Annotated in this window: 24 protein-coding genes and 1 tRNA gene; 12 read left to right on the top strand and 13 right to left on the bottom strand. The window is 67.7% G+C overall.

Going from position 1 to position 23,844, the window contains the following annotated elements:
- Positions 1-2: 2 nt before the first annotated feature.
- Positions 3-80, top strand: a tRNA-Pro gene (locus WD271_03275).
- Between the two features lie 45 nt (positions 81-125).
- Here WD271_03275 and WD271_03270 read toward each other — a convergent pair.
- Positions 126-563 carry a tyrosine-type recombinase/integrase gene (locus tag WD271_03270; GenBank protein ID MEX1006846.1) on the bottom strand — a complete coding sequence of 146 codons (438 nt, stop codon included), beginning with the start codon at positions 561-563 and terminating at the stop codon, positions 126-128.
- A 1,321-nt stretch (positions 564-1,884) separates the two neighbouring features.
- Positions 1,885-2,586, bottom strand: coding sequence for a hypothetical protein (locus WD271_03265; GenBank protein ID MEX1006845.1), 702 nt, complete (start codon positions 2,584-2,586; stop codon positions 1,885-1,887).
- A gap of 153 nt (positions 2,587-2,739) precedes the next feature.
- Here WD271_03265 and WD271_03260 point away from each other — a divergent pair, with 153 nt between their 5' ends.
- Entirely contained in the window at positions 2,740-3,198 is a 459-nt protein-coding gene (locus tag WD271_03260) for a hypothetical protein (protein MEX1006844.1), read from the top strand.
- 279 nt (positions 3,199-3,477) lie between these two features.
- On the opposite strand, the gene WD271_03255 is transcribed toward WD271_03260, so the two are convergent.
- Together WD271_03255 and WD271_03250 are read right to left on the bottom strand one after the other, a co-directional pair.
- The gene (locus WD271_03255; protein ID MEX1006843.1) at positions 3,478-4,290 is read right to left on the bottom strand and encodes a hypothetical protein; all 813 of its coding nucleotides are present in this window, start codon (positions 4,288-4,290) and stop codon (positions 3,478-3,480) included.
- Positions 4,291-4,583: 293 nt separating this feature from the next.
- Positions 4,584-5,105, bottom strand: coding sequence for a hypothetical protein (locus WD271_03250; GenBank protein ID MEX1006842.1), 522 nt, complete (start codon positions 5,103-5,105; stop codon positions 4,584-4,586).
- A 158-nt stretch (positions 5,106-5,263) separates the two neighbouring features.
- Between WD271_03250 and WD271_03245 the strand changes: the two genes are divergently transcribed.
- The 3 genes from WD271_03245 to WD271_03235 are packed head-to-tail and all read left to right on the top strand — an operon-like array spanning position 5,264 to position 7,892.
- The gene (locus WD271_03245) at positions 5,264-6,250 is read left to right on the top strand and encodes a hypothetical protein (protein ID MEX1006841.1); all 987 of its coding nucleotides are present in this window, start codon (positions 5,264-5,266) and stop codon (positions 6,248-6,250) included.
- Positions 6,247-7,122, top strand: coding sequence for a DUF4328 domain-containing protein (locus WD271_03240; protein MEX1006840.1), 876 nt, complete (start codon positions 6,247-6,249; stop codon positions 7,120-7,122). Before WD271_03245 ends, WD271_03240 begins: the two co-directional genes overlap by 4 nt.
- Before the next feature lie 50 nt (positions 7,123-7,172).
- Complete coding sequence (locus tag WD271_03235; protein ID MEX1006839.1) at positions 7,173-7,892, top strand: potassium channel family protein; 720 nt, start codon at positions 7,173-7,175, stop codon at positions 7,890-7,892.
- Here WD271_03235 and WD271_03230 read toward each other — a convergent pair.
- Together WD271_03230 and WD271_03225 are read right to left on the bottom strand one after the other, a co-directional pair.
- Positions 7,889-8,923, bottom strand: a complete 1,035-nt coding sequence (locus WD271_03230) for an aspartate-semialdehyde dehydrogenase (GenBank protein ID MEX1006838.1) — start codon at positions 8,921-8,923, stop codon at positions 7,889-7,891. The two genes, WD271_03235 and WD271_03230, sit on opposite strands and share 4 nt — an antisense overlap.
- Positions 8,920-10,137, bottom strand: coding sequence for an aspartate kinase (locus tag WD271_03225; protein MEX1006837.1), 1,218 nt, complete (start codon positions 10,135-10,137; stop codon positions 8,920-8,922). The genes WD271_03230 and WD271_03225 overlap by 4 nt, the downstream gene beginning before the upstream one ends.
- A gap of 69 nt (positions 10,138-10,206) precedes the next feature.
- On the opposite strand from WD271_03225, the gene WD271_03220 reads away from it, so the two are divergent.
- Positions 10,207-11,049, top strand: a complete 843-nt coding sequence (locus tag WD271_03220) for a peptidylprolyl isomerase (protein MEX1006836.1) — start codon at positions 10,207-10,209, stop codon at positions 11,047-11,049.
- An 18-nt stretch (positions 11,050-11,067) separates the two neighbouring features.
- Here the strand turns inward: WD271_03220 and WD271_03215 are convergent, their stop codons facing one another.
- Positions 11,068-11,475, bottom strand: coding sequence for a hypothetical protein (locus WD271_03215; GenBank protein MEX1006835.1), 408 nt, complete (start codon positions 11,473-11,475; stop codon positions 11,068-11,070).
- Positions 11,476-11,859: 384 nt separating this feature from the next.
- Between WD271_03215 and WD271_03210 the strand changes: the two genes are divergently transcribed.
- Positions 11,860-12,105 (top strand): type II toxin-antitoxin system prevent-host-death family antitoxin, encoded by a 246-nt coding sequence (locus WD271_03210; GenBank protein MEX1006834.1) that lies wholly within the window; start codon positions 11,860-11,862, stop codon positions 12,103-12,105.
- Positions 12,099-12,485 carry a PIN domain-containing protein gene (locus WD271_03205; protein MEX1006833.1) on the top strand — a complete coding sequence of 129 codons (387 nt, stop codon included), beginning with the start codon at positions 12,099-12,101 and terminating at the stop codon, positions 12,483-12,485. Before WD271_03210 ends, WD271_03205 begins: the two co-directional genes overlap by 7 nt.
- On the opposite strand, the gene WD271_03200 is transcribed toward WD271_03205, so the two are convergent.
- Positions 12,482-13,183 (bottom strand): Type 1 glutamine amidotransferase-like domain-containing protein, encoded by a 702-nt coding sequence (locus WD271_03200; protein ID MEX1006832.1) that lies wholly within the window; start codon positions 13,181-13,183, stop codon positions 12,482-12,484. The two genes, WD271_03205 and WD271_03200, sit on opposite strands and share 4 nt — an antisense overlap.
- 114 nt (positions 13,184-13,297) lie before the next feature.
- Between WD271_03200 and WD271_03195 the strand changes: the two genes are divergently transcribed.
- The 3 genes from WD271_03195 to WD271_03185 are packed head-to-tail and all read left to right on the top strand — an operon-like array spanning position 13,298 to position 16,951.
- Positions 13,298-14,152 carry a 3-hydroxybutyryl-CoA dehydrogenase gene (locus WD271_03195; GenBank protein ID MEX1006831.1) on the top strand — a complete coding sequence of 285 codons (855 nt, stop codon included), beginning with the start codon at positions 13,298-13,300 and terminating at the stop codon, positions 14,150-14,152.
- A gap of 52 nt (positions 14,153-14,204) precedes the next feature.
- Complete coding sequence (locus WD271_03190) at positions 14,205-16,166, top strand: protein meaA (GenBank protein MEX1006830.1); 1,962 nt, start codon at positions 14,205-14,207, stop codon at positions 16,164-16,166.
- A complete protein-coding gene (locus WD271_03185) occupies positions 16,163-16,951 on the top strand; it encodes a GGDEF domain-containing protein (protein MEX1006829.1) in 789 nt (262 codons plus the stop codon). The genes WD271_03190 and WD271_03185 overlap by 4 nt, the downstream gene beginning before the upstream one ends.
- Here the strand turns inward: WD271_03185 and WD271_03180 are convergent, their stop codons facing one another.
- The gene (locus WD271_03180) at positions 16,952-18,763 is read right to left on the bottom strand and encodes a long-chain fatty acid--CoA ligase (protein MEX1006828.1); all 1,812 of its coding nucleotides are present in this window, start codon (positions 18,761-18,763) and stop codon (positions 16,952-16,954) included.
- A 328-nt stretch (positions 18,764-19,091) separates the two neighbouring features.
- On the opposite strand from WD271_03180, the gene WD271_03175 reads away from it, so the two are divergent.
- Entirely contained in the window at positions 19,092-20,234 is a 1,143-nt protein-coding gene (locus tag WD271_03175; protein ID MEX1006827.1) for a glucosaminidase domain-containing protein, read from the top strand.
- 4 nt (positions 20,235-20,238) lie between these two features.
- On the opposite strand, the gene WD271_03170 is transcribed toward WD271_03175, so the two are convergent.
- The 4 genes from WD271_03170 to mce all read right to left on the bottom strand — a co-directional run bounded on the left by WD271_03170 (position 20,239) and on the right by mce (position 23,673).
- Positions 20,239-21,366, bottom strand: a complete 1,128-nt coding sequence (locus tag WD271_03170) for a metallophosphoesterase (GenBank protein ID MEX1006826.1) — start codon at positions 21,364-21,366, stop codon at positions 20,239-20,241.
- Between the two features lie 3 nt (positions 21,367-21,369).
- Positions 21,370-21,600 carry an acyl-CoA carboxylase epsilon subunit gene (locus WD271_03165; GenBank protein ID MEX1006825.1) on the bottom strand — a complete coding sequence of 77 codons (231 nt, stop codon included), beginning with the start codon at positions 21,598-21,600 and terminating at the stop codon, positions 21,370-21,372.
- A 2-nt stretch (positions 21,601-21,602) separates the two neighbouring features.
- Positions 21,603-23,192 carry an acyl-CoA carboxylase subunit beta gene (locus WD271_03160; protein ID MEX1006824.1) on the bottom strand — a complete coding sequence of 530 codons (1,590 nt, stop codon included), beginning with the start codon at positions 23,190-23,192 and terminating at the stop codon, positions 21,603-21,605.
- 70 nt (positions 23,193-23,262) lie between these two features.
- Positions 23,263-23,673, bottom strand: coding sequence for a methylmalonyl-CoA epimerase (gene mce / locus WD271_03155; GenBank protein MEX1006823.1), 411 nt, complete (start codon positions 23,671-23,673; stop codon positions 23,263-23,265).
- Between the last annotated feature and the right edge of the window lie 171 nt (positions 23,674-23,844).

Below are 23,844 nucleotides of genomic sequence, written 5' to 3'. Positions count from 1 at the left end.
ATCGGGATGTAGCGCAGCTTGGTTAGCGCGCAGCGTTCGGGACGCTGAGGTCCCGGGTTCAAATCCCGGCATCCCGACCAACGAAAGAGCAGGTCAGCGGCTCTACGCGGCCACCGACACGCGCGTCAGGCCGATGCGATCGCGCGTCCATCGCGCGGACGACGCGAAAAGTGCGCTCCGAGCGCTTCCGCGGCCCCTTCGTCAGCGGCCGTCGTGGTCTGCGCGTATATGCCGAGCGTGAGCCGAGGGTCTGAGTGGCCTAGACGGGCCTGTGCGGTCTTGAGGTCGACGCCCGCCTGCACGAGGGCCGTCGCGTTGGCGCGCCGCAGGTCGTGGAACGTGAGGCCCTCGTAACCGTGGCGACCGGTATCAGCGTGCTTGGTCACGGTGCCGAGGCCCGCTGCGACGCAGGCAGGCTGCCAGACTCGGTGCCGGTAGTTCGCATACTCCAGCAGGTCGCCGTCTGCGGCAGAGAAGAGCAGCGCGCTCTCGTCGGCCGCGGTGAGGCCGCGTCGGGCAAGGTGCGCAGCAAGCATGTCGGCGAGCGCCTCGGGGATGGCCAGCGTCCGTCTCCCCGCGGCCGACTTCGGCGGCCCGAATAGCTCGTACCCTTCAGTCCGCGGGTCACCTGTTCGGAGACCGTGACGGTGCGCCCGAGCAGGTCGACACGCCCGACGCGGAGCCCTGCGACCTCACCCCACCGGAGACCGAGCATCGCCCCGAGGTACGGCATCAACGCGTAGTCGGGACCGAGGGCATCTGCCAGCCGTCCAAGCTCGTCCGCGGTCACGACGTGGCGCTTGATGGGCTCGACGGCAGGGAGTTTCACGCCCCGACACGGTGACGCGACGATCACGCTGCTCTCCACGGCGAACGCAAATACCGCTCGCAGGACGCCGTACATGCGGCGCACGGTCCGCGCCTCGAATCGGCATGACCACGCGTCCACGAGACCGCGCACGCGTGCCGGGTTTACTTTCCCGATCCGCGAGTCAGCGAGTTCAGGAAGCAGATGGACGCGCAGGATGCTCTCGTCGCGCGCGTACGTGCTCGCTCGCTTGGCGACGTTCGACCCGAGCCAATCATCTGCCACCTGCCGGAAGGTGCGGCTCGCGTTACGCGGATCGATCCAAGCGCCGCGCAGCTTGTCGGCATCGACGGTGGACGCGGTGTGCTTAGCGTCTCTCAGCGTACGCTTCGTTTCGGTGTGAACCTTCCCGTCCGAGTCGCGGTAGCGCACGTCGTAACGGCGCTCGCCGTTCTTGGTGTTTCGCCGAGTGACTGATGCCATTGCAACCTCCTGATGGTCAGACGGCGTTGTGTCAGCGCTCGGCATTCCGCCCCGGGATCGATGTTCGGCTGTCCAAGCCACGGTCCGCGTTCACGGTGACTAACGAGCGCTGGCCGGGCTCCTGCCAGTCAGTGTGGCCCTCGGGTGAGACATCAACCTGGAGCGATTGCGCATCAAGGATGATCTAGGGCTTCGCGCGCTCGTCGATTCGGTGATTAGCGACGAAATGTTCGAGGTCCACGAGAGCGATGCGAGTGCAGCGCCCGATTCTTACGGAAGGAAGCTCACCCGATCGCGAGCCGGGTCGCCGTCGAAGGCAGAGCGAGTGATCGCAAGCTCGTGAAGCGCAACGAGCAGGATGTCGCGCTCTTGCGAACTGAACTCCATCGCAAGAAAGTAACGCACTCGGCTGATCTGCCCGATGCCGCTCGCCCGCGCCGTGAACTGCCGGACTGGTGTGGACCTTCATCCGCGACCGCTGACGCCTGTATCACCCAGTTCAGCCAGTAGGCACCGGGGATGACATCGACCATCGCGCACGACTGCGTCGCCCGCAGCCGCTTCCAGTCTTTCTGCGTGCAGCGGTTTTTGACTTACGGCGCGAGCGAGACGCCCTGTTCTTTGAGCCACTCCTGGACCGCGGACCGCTCGTAGATCCCCTCTCGACCGGGTCCGATGGACGGTGGTCTCTTCGCTGAACGAAGGATGTGCCAAGCCTCCTTCGGCACCCAGCGGCCCAGTCCGGGTTCGGATATCACCGGCTCGACAAGATCGACAGTCGCGATCCATTCCGGCTGGATGCGGATGGACAGCGTGATGTTTCGGCCGGAGGAACCGTCCGTTACGTGACCTGCCCACTCCTCATACGAGGCCCAGGGCGCACTTCGCAGGCGCGGCGTTGGGAGATCAGCCCTCGCGCGCTCAAAGGGAATGTCAAGGGTGACGAGCGCGCCCTGCTCCGATAGCTCCGCGCGGGCGCGCCGTTCGATCTCCGGAGCCGACAGCGTCGGGTCTGCGAGCCGCGTCGCACCGGTGACGAGGTCGTGGGCTGCCTCTCCGCCCCGTCGCCCCGCGTATAGCCTCGCGAACGCGGGATGCGTTGCGACCGCGAAATCCAAGCGGCGCGGCGCTCCCGTGACGTAACGCGCCACCGCTCGCAGATCGCCCTCCGGCACGCCGAAGCGCGTCGCAACCGCAGCCACCAACGCGTCGATGTCAGGCGGCCGACTGCCTTCTCTCGCGAGCGCATCAGCAGCGCCTGCTGTCGTGCCGTGATACAGCCGGATCAGCCTCATCGCTCCCCTGTCCCTCAAAGCGTCGTGACGAGTCTGTCGCGCCGTCGAGCACCTCGTTTGCGGACACTCACTCTTGTAGGAAACTCAGTTGTGCTTCCGGAGGACCGTTCCGACCAGCAGATTGGTGCCGCCGACCTCCGCAGGCTGTCCGACATGGCAGCGCGAGACCGCGCGAAGTTCTTCGTCAAGCGCCCCGCGTACGCAGATCGACTGCTGTGTGTCGCGCTGTGCCAAGGAGCAGGCACGCACTTCGTCGAGTGCGAGCGCGGGCTACCCCTCACCAGCGGCATCAAAGACTTCGACGTATGGTCGTTCTTCTCGGCCATACCCGGTGAGCGTTTCCCCGCCGACCGACGGACGACCCATGACGACTTCGGCGACTCGAAGTTCGGTCGATGGCTCGACGAACCGTCTCCATATCGCCACTACTCGGGACGCCGCGTCGACTTCCTTCTGCGCGCTCTCGACGCGATCCGCGACGATGATCCTGCGGACGCGCTCCGCGCCTGGCTCAGAACGGGACGTACAAGAAGCGCGGGTTTGCTGGCAATGAAGGGCGTCGTGTTGATCGACCCACCCGAACGGCGGCGCGAGATCGTGTGGCCGATATAGAGGAGGCCCAGATGCTCACCAGGGCGATGTGGCATCCGAATCAGTCGAGCAGTTCGGCTACCGAACCGGCGTCGCGCCCTTGCCCTTCAGAATCGCGTGCCGTTGACCCTCTGTCAGTTTGAGCTTCGGCTTCTGGCTAGGAAGGGTCACGCTGATTGCGCGCGCCGTTGTTGCCTTAGTAACTCTGCGTCTCTCCACCTGCCACCTTCCCGACTTCGTAGGCCTTAGCCCGCTAACCCACGCGGACGGAATCCTAGCCACCAATCCACGTCCCTCAGATCAGGAATCATCAAACCACTGCAGGAGGTCGATCAGCAGTCGCGCGATGCCAGCAGCACGCGACTCCAGGTCGTTCAGGCCTTCCTCAGTAGTCAGCCGTTGATCCTCAGCCTTTGAGGAGGCCGCGAGGATGGCGATGGTGGTCTCCGCCGAGTTGAAGACCGGAATAGCCGCCACCGCCGTCAGATCCCGGTAACGTTTCTGTCGCTCCCCTGTCAACCGAAAGGTCGCGTCGTACGTTTGCGGCGCGGTCGCATAGATCAGATCCTGAAACTCCCAGGCAAACCCGACCGCGCCCGCTCCGGGTTCCCAACCCTCCGAGTCCAACTCGTCGGGCTCGAAGGCGGGAAGAAGCTTCCCCTCAATGTCGTCCAACAGGTAGAGGTGGAGGTCGCAGCCCGAGAGAGGGCTGTCTGCGGCTGGGGTCATCACGCGCTGCACGGCGGCGTCCGCCAACTGATACCGCGCGAGGTCGACCGCATCCTCGGGTTCGGCTTCTACTCCATGTTCCAGAGCCGGATCGTCCTCAACCTGCTCCGCAAGGGCCGTGGTCTCCTCGGCAGTCTTGGGAGGGTGCAACTCGACCTGGAGACCGCCCTTGAGGGTGATGGCTAGCTTCGCGATTCGGTCGACAAGACAGCCAATCGCAATCAGGAACGTCCCGCAGAGAACGGCTACGACCGTAAAACTGTTGCGGTCCGCTGCCTGTAGGAACGCTCCGATCGCGATTCCTAGGCCCGCTGCGATACAGATCGCCCGACCAAGCTTTTCCTCAACCAGATTGAGAAAGAACTGCTTGATGCCCCCCCACACGGCCTGAAGGCTAGGGCCAACCTCGCGCAGGCCGCCTCGCAGATCACATGATGCTGCCGTTTCCTCCATCGCGCGTCCATCGCGCGCGCGCCGTCGTTCGGCTGTGATCGCCTACGTTCGTAGACTGCCTCTGACCTGCCGTGACGCGCCGCTCAAGGTTGCCGAGGTTCGCCTTAGCCGCTTTCGGGACGCTGAGGTCCCGGGTTCAAATCCCGGCATCCCGACCAACGAAACAGCGGGTCAGTCGCAGGACGCGACCACTGACGGCTGTCGCGGCGCAACCCGAGCTCAGATCAGAGGCTCCCGGAAACGTCCGGGGGGGCGGTCTCGCTCGGCGCAACAGGCGCCCAATTACCGGCGGGCGCCGGCACGGCCCCGGACCAGGCTCCAGGAAGCGAAGGCGTAAACGCGAATCCGCCACCGGTGACACCCCCGACGCTGCCGTTCGGGTTGCCAAAGATCGACGGGAACGTGAAGTAGCTGTCGAAGATGCTGTCCGGCGGAAGCGGCGTGAAGCCCTGAGGCGGAATCTGGACGCGTTGCCCGGGGGTGGCCCGTGGCGCTGCTGGAGTCGCACTCTTGACAGGGGATGTCGACTCTCCGCAGCGCAGGAGGAGCGCGCTGAAGACGGCGATCACGAGCAGCGCGGCGAGGCCGACACGCTGCGCCCGCCGTCGATGCCAGGGAACCGTGCCGGGATTGCCGGCGCGCTCGTCCTGGGAAACGGGTCCCGTGGCGGCGGAAAGGAGCCTCGGCTCGGTCTCCGTCGCCTCGTCGCCGACGGAGTACCGCTCCTCGAACCCTCCGGTTGGCACCGGTGCACCTCCGGAGTTCTGCCCAGGGGCTGAGTGTATCCGTGGCGCGCCACGTTGCACCCTCGCTTCGACGACTCACCGGCTGAACCCTTGCTGGCCTGTGCGCGGCCGATGTGCCAGGCTCCGCCTTTACGTCAGAAGGCGAGCGGGGGAAGCACGTGAAGGTCGAACTCACCGAGTATCCGTACTTCGCGGGCACGATGATGACGCCCGATCAGACGCTGCTCGACGAGCTCGCGTCCGAGTACGCCGCACGGCAGGGCGGCGCTCCGCCGGTGATGACGCGGTTCCTCTTCGCCGACGTGCCGGTGGTGCTCTTCGACCGGATCTTCACGGCCGACGATCCGGTGAAGCTCTCGCTCGGCTCCTACCTCTGGCTGTACCACCTGAGCGGCTACTACGGCGGGCTCTGGCTGCGCGGTGAATTGCTGAAGTCGGGTCACAACCGGATGATCGAGAACGTGAACCTCCCGCAGAACGAGGAACAGTTCACCGCCGAGGTCGGTGACGCGAAGAAAGTGCTCGACTACGCCGCCGGCGCCGACGTCCTCGCGTACAACGAGCAGAGCCTCTTCGACCAGCCGAATCCCGACAACGAGAACATGCCGATTCGCGGCCTCGTCGACACGTTCGGTTACAACGAGGGCTACATGCTCCAGATCGCCGAGAAACCGCCGGAAGGCCTCGTCACGCCGGCGCACCTCGTGGTGTGCCCGGTGAATCCGGCCGACGGCCCGCTGTTCTGCAAGTACCAGACGAGCCGGCTCACCGCGTTGGCGACCTTCGATCAGGTCGCGGAGAAGCTGAAGCAGGGCACCGGCGCGTACGGCAAGCTCGCCGCGAAGATCGCACCGATCCAGGAGCCGGGCATCGCGCGCGGCCGCATGGTGTGGGACGGCCAGCTCGACGTGCAGGGTTTCGAACAAGAAGCGTACGAGCAGCTGCTCGACATCTCCTCCGCGTTCCTCGAGACGGTCCAGGCCACCGCGCTCGCGACGGTCCAGGCCGTCGCCGACCACGAGGAGCTCGTGGGGAAGCAGGCTGCGACCGCCAACGCGATGATGGCGGTCTGGCTGCGCTCCTACATCGTCGGCCTCACCGACGGGCGCCCGATCGGGCTCCCGACATTCTCCTCCGCGTCATGACCGCGCCGTCGCGCGCCGCGGCCAACTGGTACCCGGACCCGCTCGCCCGCGGCGAGTACCGCTACTGGGACGGCGAACGCTGGACGCAGTGGATCGCGAACGGCGGCGCGTCACGACCGGACACGTTCGATCTGCCCGATGGACTCCCCGAGCCGTCGCTCCTGTCTACCCCGCCGGGCGGCGTCCTGGCGCCGATGTCGGGACCTGCTCCATACCAGCGGTATGACACGTTGCGGTTCCGCACGCTCGGCGGCCTCACGACCGCGCTGACCTGGCTGCTCGGAGCATCAGCGGTGAGCGCACTCGCGCTCGCGGCCGTGTGCGGGAACCGCATCTCGAAGATCAGCGCGTTCGACAACCACAGGACGTTCGCCAACTTCAACGATCTCGACGATGCCGACGACGCGGTGGGCGCGACGGGGTCGGTCCTCGGCTTCATCATGCTCGCGGTCTTCGTCGTGTTCATCATCTACCTGTTCCGCGCGTCGAAGAACACGGAGTTGTGGGACACGAGCGCGCGGACCTGGACGCCGGGTTGGGCGATCGGAGCATGGTTCATCCCGCTTGCAAACTTCGTCATTCCCGTGCTGGTCGTGCTCGACATCTGGCGCCGGACACCCGAGCGGTCGGCGAACGGTGAGGCGCGAACGAGCCCATCCACGCCGGTCGTAGTCGTGTGGTGGGTGCTGTTCGTGATCGGCACGATCGGGACCCGATTGGATGTCGACTACGACACCCTCGGCGAATACAAGACCCAAGACGGGATCCACATCGTGGGCGGTATCGCGTTGGCGATCGCCGCGGTCATGCTGATCCGCATCGTGCGCGACCTCGCCCGCCGGCAGCACGCGACCGCGTCTTCCGACGGCTGAAGCGCGCGGGTATCACCAAATCGGCACGCGCGCCGTGCCAGCATCGGGAGATGGCCGATGCCGATGCCGATGCCCCACGCCCTCGGCGTCTCCGGTCCGGCCGCGACGCGTTCAAGGAACGACTCGTGCGCGGCGACACCTACGGGCTGCTCCTCGCGCTTCTGATGATCACGTACGTGATGATCGCGCTGCTCAAGCGATCACCGTGGGAGCGATTGTTCATGTCCATCATGCTCGGAGCGGTGGTGCTGCTCGCTCTCCACACGTCACACGTACGCGAGCGAGGGTTCCGGCTCGGTGCGGCGATCGTAGCAATCGTGGTGCTCTCGACACTCGTCCAGGCGATCGTCGGGCGTGAGGGAAACGACGGCACCGCTTATCTGATGTTCGTGCTGCTGCTCATCGCTCCGATCGTGATCCTCGCCCGCATCATCAGGCACGAAGTCGTCAGCGTGGAGACGATCCTCGGCGCACTCTGCGTGTACGTGTTGCTCGGCATCGCCTTCGCCGGGATCTACGCGGGTATCAACGACTTCGAGCGGGTCGGCTTCTTCGCGCAGCCGGGCCCCAAGACCAACGTCGACTTCCTCTACTTCAGCGTCATCACCCAGACCACGGTGGGCTACGGCGACCTCACACCCGGCACCGATGCGGGGCGCGTCATCGTGACGTTCGAGGCGCTCATCGGCCAGGTGTTCCTCGTGACCCTGGTTGCCCGACTGGTGAGCCTGTATGGCATCGCGCGCCGCAACCCGGACGAGGCGGGCTAGCGCTCGAGCATCAATTCGGCGAGTTGGATCGCGTTCAACGCCGCGCCCTTGCGCAGGTTGTCACCGGTGACCCACAGGTCGAGCGTTCGCTCCTGCGACGGGTCGACGCGCAGCCGGCCCACGAGCACGGGGTCGATGCCCGCCGCCTCGAGCGGCGTGGGGTGGCCGTCGCCACCGTCGACGAGACGCACTCCGGGAGCTTGTTCGAGCAACTCGACGGCTTCTGCGCGCGGCAGCTCGCGCTGGAACTGCACGTTGAGCGAGACCGCGTGAGCGACATACACCGGCACGCGCACACACGTGGTGCTGACGCGCAGCTCGGGCGCGTGGAGGATCTTGCGGCTCTCCCGCATGAACTTCCACTCTTCCGACGTGTAGCCCGCTTCCTGCATCGATCCGGCGAGCGGGATCACGTTGCCGGCGATCGGGCGGTCCCACACCGCGCCGGGCTCGATCGCACCGAGCGCACCGGCACGGCTCAGGCGATCGACCTGACCGGCGCCCTTCGTCCACTGCTCGTCGAGCTCGTGGAGCCCCCGCATGCCCGCGCCCGACACCGACTGATAGGTGGACACCACCATTCGCTCGATCCCGGCGGCGCGGTGCAGCGGTGCGAGCGCAGTGAGCGGCACCATCGTGGTGCAGTTGGGGCACGACACGATCCCGCGCGGCAAGAACCGCACATCTTGCGGATTGATCTCGGCAACCACGAGGGGAACGTCGTCGTCCATGCGGAACGCCGCAGAGTTGTCGACGACGCGCGCACCGCTGTCGGCAGCGCGCGGTGCCCACTCGAGCGCGAGCGGGTCGTCGACATCGATCACCACGAAGTCGAGACCGTCGAAGCAGCCCTCGCCCAGCACTTCGCACACGACCTCGCCACCCGCGAACTGCAGCTTGCGGCCTTCCGAGCGGGGCGACGCGTAGGCGCGCAGTTCGTCGACGGGAAACGAACGTTCCTCGAGCAGCCGCAGCATCTCGGTGCCCACGAGACCCGTGGCCCCCACAACACCAACGCGGACGCCGCTCATGTGTTTTCCAGGTCGAAGGAGCGATGCAGCGCCTGGACCGCGCGCTCGACGTCGCGCTCACGAACCACACACGAGATGCGAATCGTCGACGTGGAGATCATCTCGATGTTGACGTTCTCCGCGGAGAGCGTCTCGAACATCTGTGCGGCGACACCCGGGTTGGTGCGCATCCCCGCGCCGACGAGCGACACGCGCCCGATGCCGTCGTCGTAGTTCGCGCCACCCGCCTCGATCTCCACCACCACCTTGTCGACCACGTCCGTCGTGCGGGAGAGCTCGTCCTTCGGGATGGTGAACGAGATATCGGTGTGCCCTTCGGTGGACACGTTCTGTTCGATCATGTCGACGTTGACGTTGTCGTCGGCCAGCGCGCGGAACAGCGTGGCGGCGATGCCGGGGCGGTCGGGCACGTGGAAGATCGTGACCTTGGCCTCGGAGATGTCGTGGGTGACGCCCGAGATGATCGGCTGTTCCATGTTCGGCTCCTCTTCGGTGACCCACGTGCCCTGTTCCCACGTGAAGCTCGAGCGCACGTGCACCGGCACCTTGTAGTTGCGCGCGAACTCGACCGAGCGCATCGCGAGCACGCGGCCTCCAGTGGCCGCCATCTCGAGCATCTCCTCGTAGGAGACCCGCGACAGCTTGCGGGCCTCGGGCACGACGCGCGGGTCGGCGGTGTAGACGCCGGCAACGTCGGTGTAGATCTCGCACACCTCGGCGCCGAGCGTGGCGGCCAGCGCGACCGCGGTGAGGTCGGAAGCGCCCCGGCCGAGCGTGGTGACGTCGCGCGCGGTGGACACACCTTGGAACCCGGCGACCACCGCGATGCTCGCGGCTTCGAGCGTCTCCTGGATCCGGTCGGCCCGGATCTCCACGATCTTGGCCTGGCGGTGCGCGGTGTCGGTGACGATGCCCGCCTGCGACCCGGTGAACGACACCGCGGGCTCGCCCCGATCCATGATCGCCATGCAGAGCAGGGCAGCGGAGATGCGCTCACCTGCGGTGAGCAACATGTCCATCTCCCGCTCGGGCGGGCTCGCCGCCACCTCGTGGGCCAGCCGCTCGAGGTCGTCGGTGGTCTTGCCCATTGCCGACACCACGACGACCACGTCGTGGCCGTCGCGCCGGGTCCGCACGATGTGGTCGGCGACGGCACGGATGCGATCGGGGTCGGCAACGGAAGTGCCGCCGAACTTCTGCACGAGCAGGCTCACAACCGGCAATTCTACCGGTGCCGTCCTCTGATCCTGAGGCGTGATTCGGCGTCTGTAGACTCCGGCGCCGTGCCCAAGGCCACGAAACGAGAACGCCAGCGCCAGAACCGCGGGATCCGCCGCGAGGCGATGCTGGCGGCCGAGAAGCGCCGAAAGCGCCTCCGCACCGCTCGCACCATCGGCCTCCTCCTCGTCCCCGTGGTCATCATCTTCGTGGTCATCCAGCTCGTCTCGGGCGATGACAGCGACAGCTCGTCGACCGCGGCTGCACCGATCAAGTGCTCCAGCCGCAAGCCCGCGACGCCGATCAAGACCCAGACCTTTCCGGCGGCGCCGGCAGTCGACATCGACGTGAAGCAGGACTACACGGCGGTGATGCACACGAGCTGCGGCGACATCAACATCGAGCTCGATCCGAAGCAGGCGCCGCAGACGGTGAACAGCTTCCTGTTCCTCGTGAAGAGCGAGTACTACAACGGCACCACGTTCCACCGGATCGTCACCGACTTCGTCGACCAGGGCGGAGACCAGAAGGGTGACGGGACCGGCAGCCCCGGTTACACGCTGCCCGACGAGCCGCCGAAGAACGGCTACAAGGCGGGCGACGTCGCGATGGCGAACAGCGGAGCGAACACCTCGGGTTCGCAGTTCTTCCTTGTGGTGAGCCAGAACGGCGCGAAGCAACTCGACGCACTCGGCTCGAACCCTTACACATTCTCGATCCTCGGTCACATGGATGCGCACGGGTTGCGGGTGGCCAAGAAGATCAACACCTTCGGGGGCACCGACATCGCGGGCACGCCGACGAAGACCATCTACCTGTTCGACGTCGGCATCATCTTCGGCAACCAGACCACGACCACCACCGCCGCGCCCGCGCCCGCGGAGACCACCACGACCGCCGCGCCCTGACGGACCGAAGACCCGCGATCAACCTGTCCAGGGGTCGAGCACCTCTTGATCGATGATCGTGCGCGCTCGAGCGACCGTCTCGGTTGTGACCGTCAACGCATCGTCGACATCGTCGCCCATCGGCTCGCTCGCCGCATCACCCGGATACTCGAAGCGGTTGCGATTCCGTCTGAGTCTTCCGAACGGTCGGAACGTGCGCACTGTTTCCTCGAACTGCGCGATCACAGCGTCCTGGACCGCGATGTGGCCCCCGCGGCTCGTCGCGCGCAGACCTTGCACGGCAAGAAGGGCCGCCGCGCTCTTGCGGAGCGCGTCGTCGGCAAGTTGATAGGCACCACTCAAGTCGCTCGCGTCGGCGATCGCTCGAGCCGACGTGAGGTGTTGCTTCGCATTCTGTCGGTACCCGGCGACCACGTCACGAAGCACCGCCCGCGTCGTCTCTCGCGACGATCTCGACAAGCGGTCGCTTCGCTTCATCGAGAGCGTCACGATCGGGCTGACCAAGAACGAGCACGTCGATGTCCCCGGGGGTCCGGCCCCGCTCTCCCCTGTATCGAGCGGCCCAGGACCCGAACAGGTATGCAGCCTCGACACCGGGAACCCGTTCGAGTGCCTCGCTGAGCACCTGTCCAACTCCGTGAGCGACCACTCTCGGTCGGGGTGGAGGAGCACTGCGGCAAGGGCCTCGGCCTGGACCCGAGACCGAAGCAGGGAAGAAGAGGGGAAGGTCCTTCTTTCATATGACGCAATATGAATTGCGCGATCCGAAAGCGTCTCTCCTCGATAGCACAAGTGCTACTCTCCCCCCCGTTGGAGAGCATCGGGCTACGAGAGCTGCGGCAGAACGCGAGCGAGCTGGTACGCCGCGCCGAGCAAGGCGAGGAGCTCCTCGTGACGGTCGCCGGGCGGCCGGCGGCAGTCCTGGGCCCGGCGCCCGCGCACCCCACGACCTGGCGGCGCTACTCGGAGGTCAAGGCGGTCTTCGCGGGCCCCGCCGATGCCGACTGGGAAGCCGACCGGGCGCTCGTCGACAACGAGCTTCGCGACCCGTGGTAGCGCACGCCGTGATCGACACCAGCCTCCTCGTGGCTGCCGAGGTACCGGAGCTCGAGGGGGACCTGGCGGTGAGCGCGGCGTCGCTGGCGGAGCTCCATTTCGGGGCGCTCGTCACGAACAACGCCGACATCCGCGCCGACCGACTGCGGCGGCTCGCGTTGATCGAGCACCTCTTCACGCCGCTCGCCGTGGACGCTTCGGTTGCGCGCAGCTACGGCCACCTGTCATCAGCGGTTGCGCGTGGCGGTCGCAACCCGCGTACGCGCGTCCTCGATCTGCTCGTCGCAGCAACCGCGCACGCGAACGGGGCCGCGCTGTACACGCGCAATGCCGACGATCTCCGCGGCATCGAGCACCTCGTAGAGATCCACACGATCTAGATCGGCAGGCCCTCGATGGTTGCGCCGGATTCGTAGACGGTGGACGAGTCGGCGTCGTACACCGTGACGTGACCCACACCCGCGACACGCCAGGTGGCGTCGGCGTCCCGCACCAGCGCGGTCTCCTCGTCGATACCCACGAGAGTCGCGTTCGACGGAAGCAAGTCGATCGAGCGCGCGCGCAGGTGGTCGGCGGCAGTGCCGTGATACGGGAACACTGCGAGGTTGCGCACAACACCGAGCCCGACGGTGTACGCGCCACCGCGCGGATCGACCATCGGGTCGCACAACACCGTCGCGCCGGCACCCGACGCGGCGAGCACACCACCCCCGTGGTACGCGGCGAGCAGCGCGTCGAACAGCGCCGAGTCCTTCAACACCGAACGGAGATGCAGCGGCGAGCCGTCGGAGAGGTACACGAACTTGGCCGCGCGCACGATCTCCGCGTTCTTTGCGTCCTCGGCCTCGGCGCGGTGGAGCACGTTGAGCGGACGCACCTTCGCGCCGAGCCCCTCGAAGTGCTCGGCGGCGCGCTCCCCTACCCGATCGGGATGCTCGAAGGCCGCGGCGGTGGGGAGCACCACGACCTCTTTGGCCGACGACCGCGCGACCAGCCCGGCGTCGAGCTCGCGGCAACCCGGGCCGAACTCGCCCCCGCCCACCAGCACGAATACGCCCGATCGCTTCCTGGAGCTCATATCGGTCGCGGAGCCTACCGGTGAGTGGCGGACCGGCCCGCGAGCGTGCCCTAAGTTACCCAGCGGTAACCTGTCGGCTTCCGGGATCTGGGCTTCGTGGAGAAAGGGACGGGCATGACGGTCAAGCAGGTCGGAATCGTCGGCGCGGGGCACATGGGCTCCGGGGTCGCGGAGGTCGCGGGCAAGGCCGGCTTCGAGGTGGTCCTGCGGAGCCGCACCCAGGCTGCCGCCGACGCCGCGCTCGCGGGCTTGCAGAAATCACTCGCCCGTCAAGTGGAGCGCGGCCGGCTCGAGTCCGCTACCGCCGACGACGTTGCCACCCGCGTGCGCGCGGTCACCGACCTCGACGAGCTCGCGTCGTGCGACCTCGTGCTCGAAGCGATCGTCGAAGACCTCCCCGCCAAGAAGGAGCTCTTCGTCGCGCTCGACCGCATCTGCGCACCGGGCGCGATCCTCGCCAGCAACACCTCCACGCTCCCGATCATCGAGCTCGCGATGGTCACGAGCCGGCCCGAGCGCGTGTGTGGCCTCCACTTCTTCAACCCCGCCCCGGTGATGTCGCTCGTGGAGATGGCGCGCGCCCTCACCACCTCGGACGAGACCATGGACGAGGTGCGCGCGTTCGTCGAGGCCTGCGACAAGACCGGAGTGAGCGTCAAGGACCAGGCCGGGTTCGTCGTCAACGCGCTCCTCTTCCCCTACCTCAACAACGCGGTGAAGCTCTACGACGCCGGCGTCGCCACTCGCGACGACATCGACGCCGCGATGAAGGGCGGGTGCAACTTCCCGATGGGGCCACTCGAGCTGCTCGACCTCGTGGGCCTCGACGTGAGCCTCGCAATCCTCGACGCGCTCCACAAGGAGTTCGGCGACCCGAACTTCGCACCCGCGCTGCTCCTGCGCCGCATGGTGGCGGCCAACCTCCTCGGCCGCAAGAACGGCGTCGGCTTCTACGACTACGCGAAGTAGGCCCCTGGGCCACGCTGAAGATCCAGCACCCCTGGTGGGGGAGAATGGGCACGTGGCAGACCAGCCGTGGTTGATGCGGACCTACTCGGGTCACTCTTCCGCGCGCGCGTCGAACGAGCTCTACCGCAGCAACGTGTCGAAGGGGCAGACCGGCCTCTCGGTTGCGTTCGACCTCCCCACCCAGACCGGCTACGACCCCGACCATCCGCTCGCTCGCGGTGAGGTCGGGAAGGTCGGCGTGCCCGTACCGCATCTCGGCGAGATGCGCGTGCTCTTCGACGAGATCCCGCTCGTTGAGATGAACACGTCGATGACGATCAACGCCACCGCGATGTGGCTGTTCGGCATGTACCAGGCGCTGGCCGAAGAACGCGACGACGACGTCTCCAGGCTCGCGGGTACCACACAGAACGACATCGTCAAGGAGTATCTCGCGCGCGGCACCTACATCTTCGGTCCCGAGCCGTCGCGCCGGCTCACGGTCGACTTGATCTGTCATGCGGTGCGTCACGTGCCGAAGTGGAACCCGATCAACGTGTGCTCCTACCACCTGCAGGAGGCGGGCGCGACACCGGTCGAGGAAGTCGCGTACGCGCTCGCGACGGCGGTGGGCGTACTCGACGCGGTGCGCGAATCCGGTCAGGTCACCGACGACGACCTCCCCGAGGTGGTCGGGCGGATCTCGTTCTTCGTGAACTCGGGCATCCGCTTCGTGGAAGAGATGTGCAAGCTCCGCGCCTTCGGCCGCCTGTGGGACCGCATCACCGCCGAGCGATACGGCGTCACCAACGAGCGGTTGCGCCGGTTCCGCTTCGGGGTGCAGGTGAACTCGCTCGGTCTCACGGAGGCCCAGCCCGAGAACAACGTGCAGCGCATCGTGCTCGAGACCCTCGGCGTGACGCTGTCCAAGGACGCGCGTGCACGCGCCCTCCAACTCCCCGCCTGGAACGAAGCACTGGGGTTGCCCCGTCCGTGGGACCAGCAATGGTCGCTCCGCATCCAGCAGGTCCTCGCGTTCGAGACCGACCTGCTCGAGTACGACGACCTCTTCGCGGGCTCGCACGTGGTCGAGGCGAAGACGGCGGAGCTGGCGGAGGCCGCCGACGCCGAGCTTGCGTGGGTGCTCGACGGTGGGGGCGCGTTCGCGATGATCGACGCGATGAAACAGCGGCTCGTACAGAGCCACGCCGAGCGCGTCCGTCGGATCGAATCCGGTGAGATTCCGGTGATCGGGGTCAACCGGTTCACCGAAACAGCCGATTCCCCACTCGTGGCAGGGCTCGACCAGGAGTCCCACATCCTCGTTGTGGACGAGAGGGCAGAGCAGGAACAGCTCGAGCACCTCGAGAGCTGGCGCGCGGCGCGCGACCGTGATCTCGTCGCGGGCGCGGTCGACACGCTCCGGGCGACCGCGTCGACAACTGGGAACCTCGTCCCCGCGACCATCGCCCTGGCGCGCGCCCGCGGCACCGTCGGTGAGTGGGCCGGCGCGCTACGCGAGGTGTTCGGCGAGTACCGCGCGCCCACCGGTGTGAGCGGAGTGCGCGCGCCGACCGGGCCCGATATGCAACGCGCGCGGGAGCGGGTGCAGGCGACCGCGCGCGTACTCGGCCATCCGATTCGCATCCTGGTCGGGAAGCCCGGGCTCGACGGCCATTCGAACGGCGCGGAGCAGATCGCAGTGGCCGCGCGCGACGCGGGCATGGAGGTCATCTACCAGGGGATCCGGCTCACACCGGAGCAGATCGCGGCCGCCGCGCGCGACGAAGACGTCGACCTCGTCGGTCTCTCCGTGCTGTCCGGCTCCCACCGGCGGTTGGTGGCGGAGACCATGGGGCTGTTGCACGAGGCGGGCGTCGACGCGCCGGTCGTCGTCGGCGGGATCATCCCCGAGGCGGACCAGGGCGAACTCCTCGCCGCCGGTGTGGCGCGCGTCTACACCCCGAAGGACTTCCGCCTCACCGAGATCGTGGGCGAGCTCGCCGAGCTTGCCGCGCAGCGAGCCGGCCGGTGACCGAACCGGCTGTCCGGCGCGGCTCCCATTGGGGAGTCGCGGTCTGCGGGTCGCTCGCGGTCGTGGCGATTGCCTCCGGCATCGCCGCAGTCGCGCTCGACGAGGCGGTGCTCGGGCTGGTCGCTGCCGTCGTCGGCGTCGCGGCTGCCGCGGTGGGCGCGGTGCTCGACATACGCCGCACGAGTGCCGAGCAGTCGCTGTGGGAAGCCCGTGCGCAGACCCGCGGCCTGCGCCGGCAGCTCCGGGCGCTCGAGGCGGAAGTGGCGGATGGCCAGTCGCCCGTGGGCGAGTCGACCGACGACTGGGAGATCGAGCCGGCGACGGGGCTCATCCGTGAGCGCCATCTGCCCGTCGTGCTCCAACAGGTGGTGGCGTCGGCGCGCCGGAAGGTGCAACCAGTGTCGGTCGTGTTCTGGGAGGTCGACGGACTGCACGAAGCGCCGAGCGGCGCGCGCGACCAGGCGCTCAACGCGCTCGCGGCCGTCGCGTGGCGCACGATGCGCGAGAGCGACTCGGTGTTCCGGCTCGGCGACGCGGTCGCGCTGGGTGTGCTCGTCGACACCGCCGAGCCGGGGGCCGTGATCGTCGCCGACCGGGTGCGCGAGTCGTTGCGCGCCAGCCCAGTTGGCGATTCGCTCACGGTCTCGGCCGGTATCGCGTGCTACCCGTCGCACGCGCTCGACCCCGTGGAGCTCGTCTCACGCGCGGGCAAGGCGCTCGAGGCCGCGCGCGCCGAAGGTCACGAGCGCGACCACGTGACGGTCGCCGCGGGAGAGCACGAGTAACTACTCCGCGTACAGCTTGGCGATCTCGGCGGCGTACTTGGCGAGGATGCCGCGGCGCTTGAGCTTCATCGTGGGCGTGAGCTCTTCGGAGTCGGGCAGCCAGTCATCACCGAGCACCTTGAACCGACGGATCCGCTCGGCGCGCGAAAAACGCTGATTGACATCGTCGACCTCGCGGGCTACCTCTTCCAGCACCGTAGGATCGGCGGCGAGCTCGGCGAGCGTCGACGCGCCGCGACCGCGCTGCACGGCCCACACCGGCGTGACGTCGGGATCGAGCACGAGCAGCGCGACCACGTAGGGCCGGCCGTCGCCGATCGCGGCGGCCTGTCCGATCAGCGGTTGTGCCTTGAGCGCGGCTTCGAGGTTCGCGGGTGAGATGTTCTTGCCGCCCGCGGTGATGATGAGCTCCTTCTTGCGGTCGACGATGCGCAGGTAGCCGTCGTCGTCGATCTCGCCGATGTCGCCGGTGTGGAGCCAGCCGCTGGAATCGAGTGCCTCCGCAGTGCGCGCCGGATCGTCGAGATAGCCGCGGAACACGTTGCCGCCCCGGAAGATCACCTCGTGGTCGTCGGCCAGCCGCAGCTCGAGACCGGGGATCGCGCGACCCACGGTGCCGAGGCGTACGCGCTCCGGCTCCCACGTGGCGGGGCCCGACGACTCGGAGAGCCCATACATCTCCGACAGCGGTAGGCCGAGCGCGCGGAAGAAGTAGAGGATCTCGACGGGGATCGGTGCCGCGGCGGTGACCGCAACCCTCAGCGCGTCGAGACCGAGGAGCTGGCGCACCGGGCGCAACGTCGCCGCGTCGACCTCCTCGAACGCGCGGGCGAGATCGGCGGCCGGAGCTTCGCCTTGTGCGCGGGCGGCGGCGACCTCGAGCCCGACCTCCAACGCGCGCTCGAACTCCTCGTTCTTCGCGGGATCGGCCGCGAGCACCGCGCGTATCCCGCTGTGAACCTTCTCGTAGGTGCGGGGCACGCCGAAGAGCAGTTCGGGTTCCGTCTCACGGAGGTACGCCGCGAGGAAGTGCAGGTCGGGGCACGTGGTGACCTCGTAGCCGAGTGTGAGGCCGGAGTAGTGCGTGACGACGCGTTCGGCGATGTGCGCCATCGGCAGGTACGAGACCAGGCGGAAACCCTCGGTGGAGAACGGGAGCGCGAGGCGCACGCTCTCGATCGTCCAGCAGATGTTCGAGTGATCGAGCATCACGCCTTTGGGTTCGCCGGTTGTGCCCGACGTGTAGATCACCGTGACGAGGTCGTCGGGTGTCGCGGTGTGCGCGGCAGCCTCGAGATCGACGGGCGAAGCGGTGAGCAGCTCCGACCACGCCACCGCGTCCTTTGCATGTTGAATCGGCGGCGCGTCGTCGACCACCACGATGTGGCGGAGGTCGGGCAGAGAGTCGCTCACGTCGAGCAGCCGATCGAGGAACTCGCCGCCCTCGACGATCGCGACCTCCGCGTGACAGTGCCCTACGAGATACTGGATCTGCTCCCGCGACGACGAGTTGTAGATCGAGATCGGGGTGGCGCCCGCGAGCAGCGCTGCCACGTCGGCTACGTGGAACTCGGGTCGGTTGCGCATCAGCAGCACGACGCGGGTGCCGTGACCGACGCCGAGGTCGGTCAGCGCCGCCGCGAGCCGGGCGGCGCGGTCGGCGTACTCGGCAAAGGTCAGGGCGACGTAGCCGTCGCCCTCCTTCCACCGGAGCGCGACCGCGTCGGGGCGGCCGCGAACGGTCTCGAGGAAGCGGAGCGGGATCGTCTGGCCGGCCACGCGTTCGGCGAGCTCGGTGTTCGTGATCGGCACCCGATCAGGCTATTTGGCCCGACCGTGCGCTCGTTCGCTGCGGCGCAGGGTACCTGCGCCGCGGGCGCTCTCTCCGCTGGCGAGCACTCGACTCGCTCCGCTCGCTCGTGCCGCATGTGCCCGAGTTATCCACAGGACCCCGTGGAGAACCCCGCGCGAGTGAGTGGAAAAGCCGGTTCGGATGGGGAATACTTGGCGAGGTTCGTCCCGAGGAGATCGTTGGGGCGCCGCGCGAGCGGCCTTCTCTGCGCCGACACTCCTCGGGACGCACTCGCGATCGGACCGGTCTCGGCTCAACGCGGGCGCCTCCCGGGCCGATGCACGGGGGATGCCCCTGCAGACGAGCGCCCGCGCCCTCACGCGCCCCGTCGCTCTCCTGTGCGCGGCGCTCCTGTCCACACTCGCACTCGGGCCGGCTGCGGGCGCGGCGCCGGCGAGACCCGAGCAGCCCGACCCCGAGGCGTACCGGGCCCTGGCGACCGAGGTGACGCGCAACACCAACCGGATCGCGCAGATGGGCGCGCAGATCGACGAGGCCGATGCGCGCATCACCGACCTCCAGGGTCAGATCGACGTGACCCGGTTCCGGCTCGACGCCACGCGTGCCGAGATCGCTCGCTACCGGGGCATCGTCCGAGCCCGTGCCGCGTTCATCTACACGCACGCGAGCTCGCCGCAGATGCTGCTCGACATCCCGCACGTCGAAGACGTCTCGTCGGGCAAGCAGTACGCGCAGTCAGCGACCAACTCCGACGCGAACAGGATCACCGACTTCACCCGCTCCGCCGACGCGCTCGACGTGCGGCTTCGCGACTTCGAACAGTCACGCGACGACGAACAGCAACGGCGCGACACGATGCAGCGCGTAAAGATCGCGCTCGAGACGGAGAACGACCGGCAGAAGAAGCTCCTCGACGACGCGGGAACGATCCCGGTGATGGGCGACTCGGTGCTCACCGGCGAGCAGATCGCGGCGTGGTTCGACGCGCGAGGCGTGCGTTACCGACTCAGTGGCGGCACCACGATCGTCGAGCTCGCGGATATGTTCGTCGAGGAGGGCAAGGTCGAACACGTACGCGGCGACATCGCGTTCGCGCAGTCGATCCTCGAGACCGGCTCGTTCGGGCACGCGCTCGACAACAACTACGGCGGCATCGGGGCCTGCGACAGCTGCAACGGCGAGATCGCGTTCCCCACGCCGCGTGACGGCGCGCGGGGCCAGATCCACATGCTGAAGAACTACGCCGATCCCGAGTCGCGCGCCTCCAGCCTCGCCAACCCGCCCTCACCCCCCATCTACGGATCCGACCCCGCGTCGGCCGCGGTGGCGTACGACACGTTCTTCGCAAAGGGCCGCGTGCCCACGTGGAACCTCATGGGCAACGGCAACTGGGCGACCTCTCCGGTGTACGCGCCGAAGGTGCTCGGCATCTACTTCGAGATGGTCGCCTTTGCCGCGAGGCGCAACTGACGCGTCAGAAGAGATGGGTGAAGCAGCGGTCCGTGATCTTGCCGAGGACGAGGTCGCGGTAGATGCCCTGAATCATGTACCGGCAACGTTCTGACCACGCGAGCGCATCGGGTGTGCTGATGCGGCGCATCACCTGCGTGTACCCGCCCTCGTACACCCGATACTCGGCCCAGGCGCCCGGGTAGTCCTTCCCGCACGCGACCTCGACGCACGGCACGTTCGGCGCGCGTTTGTAGCGGCGCACTCTGTTCGTGTGCGTGTGCCCGGCGAAGTAGCCGGCGATGTTCTCCCGGCGGCGCATCACCTCGAGCAGGGCGATGCTCTCCTCGCGCGCGATCACGTAGTGCGGGTCGACGTCATGGGTGGTATCGAGGTTCCACACCGGATGGTGACCGAAGACCAGCACCGGCGCGGTCGCCGAAACCGCGAGTGCATCGAGCCACTCCACTTGCTCGCTCGGGAGCGCGCCGCCGACGTGCCCCGGCGCCGTGGTGTCGAGCACTGCAAGGGTCACGCCGGGCAGTTCGACCGTGTACGGCGCGCCCTCGATGGCCATCTTGGGATCGCTCATCGCGTCGTGGTTCCCTCGCACGTGGTACATGCGAGAGCCGAGCGCGCCGTACGTGGCGAGGAACGCCTCATACTGCTCGGGCAGACCGCAATCGGTGAGATCACCTTTCACCACGACCGCGTCGGGATCGAGCGCAGCGATCTCGGCGACGGCCCCTCGCCCCATCACTTCGGGGTAGGGCGGGTCCCCAGGCCCGGAAGACAGGATCGGGCCGATGGCGTCGGTCGCGGGTTCACCGGTGAGCCCGCACCGGGTCTCGCCGAAGTGCACGTCGTTCGCCGTCGCGATCGTCGCGAGCAACGCACCGCGCGGTTGGGCGAGCGTGCGCATGCTCGGCGGGAGCCAGCGGTCGGGCGCGACACCGTCGACCGCGAGGTCGTACTCCGTGTCGGGCGTCAGGCCCTCGACGCGCGCGACGTGGAACGGCCCGCTCGTGGTGGCCTCTCGGTCGCCGACACGCGTGATGACGGGCAGGTCCGGTTCGCTGGTGAAGGTGACCACGACTTCGCTCGTGCCGACACTCATGAGCTCCGCGTTCGCGGGACCTCCGAGATCGCTCACAGGTCAGACTCGGGTGCGACGCCCGACGCGGCCCGACAGCCGCCACGGGCCGCGCCGCAGACCCGACCGGTGCGACTGGAGCCGCGCCGTGCGCACCCATTCGTGGAGCGTGTCGTCGGGGGCCGGCTCGACCACCTGGTCCAAGCGCAGCGCGCCGAACGCGGCGACGATCGCGGCCACTTCTTCGGGCGTGGCGTCGGGACTGATCGCGCGCAACACCGGGTGGACCGCCATCGTTACAGCGGCACGTTGCCGTGTTTGCGTGAGGGGAGCTGCTCGCGTTTCGTGCGCAACATCGCGAGTGACCGCGCCAGCACACGACGCGTCTCACGCGGATCGATCACGTCGTCGACGTAGCCGCGCTCCGCCGCGATATACGGGTTCGCGAACAGATCGGTGTACTCCTCGATCAGCTGCGCGCGCTTCGCGTCCGGATCGTCTGCGGTCTCCAGCTCCTTGCGGAAGATGAGGTTCACCGCGCCGGGCGCACCCATCACGGCAACCTCCGCCGACGGCCACGCAAACGCGAGATCACACCCGATCGACTTGGAGTTCATGACCACGTACGCGCCGCCGTAGGCCTTGCGCGTGATGATCTGTACCCGCGGCACCGTCGCCTCGCAGTACGCGTAGAGCAGCTTCGCTCCGTGCCGGATAATGCCGCCGTACTCCTGGTCGGTGCCGGGGAGGAACCCGGGCACGTCGACGAACGTGACCAGCGGGACATTGAACGCATCGCAGGTGCGCACGAATCGCGCGGCCTTCTCGGACGCGTCGATGTCGAGCGTGCCCGCGAGCACTTGGGGCTGGTTCCCCACGATGCCGACGACATGCCCGTCGACCCGGGCGAACACGCACACGATGTTCATCGCCCAGAGCGCGTTCACCTCGAGGAATTCTCCGTCGTCGACGACCTCGGCGATCACCTTCTTCATGTCGTACGGTTTGTTCGGCGCGTCGGGGATCAGGTCGATGATGCCGTCGCAGCCACGGTCGGCCGCGTCCTCGGACTCGGAATAGGGCGGATCCTCCAGGTTGTTCGCCGGCAGGAAGGAGAGCAGGTAGCGCACCTGTGCGAGCGCAGCCCGCTCGTCGTCGCAGACGAACGCGGCGACGCCCGACTTCGACGCGTGCGTGAGCGCGCCACCGAGCTGCTCCTGCGTGACGTCTTCGCCGGTGACGGTCTTCACCACGTCGGGCCCGGTGATGAACATGTGCGAGGTTCCCTTGACCATCACGACGAAGTCGGTGAGCGCGGGCGAGTACACCGCGCCGCCGGCGCACGGGCCCAGGATCACGCTGATCTGCGGGATCACGCCCGACGCCTTCACGTTGCGCGAGAAGATTCCGCCGTACGCGTCGAGTGAGACCACACCTTCTTGGATGCGCGCGCCGGCGCCGTCGTTGAGCCCGACGACGGGCGCGCCCACCGACTCGGCGAGGTCCATCACCTTGTGGATCTTCTCGGCGAACACCTCGCCGAGCGCGCCGCCGAACACCGTGAAGTCCTGGCTGAACACGAACACTTTGCGCCCGTCGACCGAACCCCATCCGGTTACGACACCATCGGTGAGTGGGCGCGTGTTCTCGATCCCGAACCCGTGTGCGCGGTGACGGGCGAGCATGTCGAGCTCGACGAACGTGCCGGGATCGAGGAGCAGATCGATGCGCTCGCGCGCGGTGAGCTTCCCGCGCTGGTGCTGGCGCTCGACCGCCGCCGCGCTGCCGGCGTGGAGGGCCTGCTCACGGAGCTCGGCGAGCTCGACGAGGCGCTCCTCGATGGGGTGGGGCGTGGCGCTGTCGGACGGGGCTTCGTCGCCGTGCAACGCCTCCGCCTCGGCAGTGCTCTGGATGTCTTCGTCTTCGGCAGCGGGCACGCGTCCGAGGATAACCGGATCAGGATTCGGACGGCTCCTCGACGAGCTCGATGAGCGTGCCGAAGGCGCCCTTCGGGTGCACGAACGCGACCGTGGTGCCGCGGCTCCCGGGGCGCGGCTCCTCGTCGATCACCTGGAAACCCTCGGCCTTGAGCCGGTCGAGTGCGTCTGCGCACGACGCGACCCGGTACCCGACGTGGTGCAGCCCTTCGCCCTTGCGCTCGAGGTACTTGGCCACCGTGGAGTCGTCGCGGACCGGCGTGAGGAGCTGCACGTAGGAGTCGGCCACCCGTAGCAGCGCCTCCTCCACCCCGTCGCGCTCGACCACCTCACGGTGCTCGACCTCCACCCCGTACGCGCGCTGGTAGTAGTCGATCGCAGCCTCGAGGTCGTTGACCGCGATCGCGACGTGGTCGATCTCCGTGAGCATGAGGATCCTCCTGCTCGCAGAGTATCGAAGGGGCGGGCCGGAACCGCAGACGTCGACGCGGTGAACCGGTCCCGGCGCCGTCGACCGCGGCGGTGCGCATGGTCGACGTCGCATAGGCCTACCACCTCAGCCTGGCTTGCGGCGTCGTTCGTTCACCCATCGGTGAGCCGC

Source organism: Acidimicrobiia bacterium (assembly GCA_040880805.1).
Lineage (GTDB): Bacteria > Actinomycetota > Acidimicrobiia > IMCC26256 > DASPTH01 > DASPTH01.
Note: the sequence above shows the minus strand (reverse complement) of the source record. Positions and strands in the feature narration are given on the sequence as shown.